Annotated in this window: 1 protein-coding gene; it reads left to right on the top strand. The window is 60.0% G+C overall.

Translation table 11 applies throughout. The features are described 5' to 3' along the window. Positions 1–707, top strand: a 707-nt coding sequence (locus J5224_RS32825; protein ID WP_264629098.1) for a penicillin-binding transpeptidase domain-containing protein, incomplete at both ends; no start/stop codon positions are given.

The raw sequence follows: 707 nt of genomic DNA, 5'->3' as shown, positions 1-707 counted from the left end.
CCGAATCGCTGGCGCTGGGTGCCGCGTCCTTCACGCCGCTCCAGGTGGTCAGAGGCTATGCGGTGATGGCCAACGGGGGCTACCTGGTTGACCCTTACTTCATTTCCCGTATCGAGAATGACACGGGCAACGCGCTTTTCAACGCAACGCCGAAAACCGTGTGCGACACCTGCAATCTGCCGCTGGTTTATGGCGAAACGCCGCGCTCTGCCGTGCTATCAACGGACAGCATGGAAAACGTCGCCACCTCGCTAGAGCAGCAAGGCACCGTGCCTCAGCCACAGATTGACGCCGTCACGCCGACCGAAGCGCAGGTCAGCACGCTGCCGTATGCGCCGCATGTCATCAGCACGCCGTTGTCGTTTCTGATAAAGAGCGCGCTCAACAGCAACGTGTTTGGCGAACCCGGCTGGATGGGCACTGGCTGGCGTGCCGGTAAAGATTTACAGCGTCATGACATCGGCGGCAAAACCGGCACCACCAACAGCTCCAAAGATGCCTGGTTCTCCGGTTACGGGCCTAACCTTGTCACCTCGGTGTGGATTGGCTTTGATGACCATCGCCGCGATTTGGGCCGCAGCACGGTTTCGGGTGCGATTAAAGATCAGATTTCGGGCTATGAGGGCGGCGCAAAGAGCGCCCAACCTGCGTGGGATGACTATATGAAGATCGCCCTGCAAGGCGTTGCCGAGCAGCCACTGACGCCG

It is taken from the genome of Candidatus Symbiopectobacterium sp. NZEC135 (genome assembly GCF_025962695.1).
Note: the sequence above shows the minus strand (reverse complement) of the source record. Positions and strands in the feature narration are given on the sequence as shown.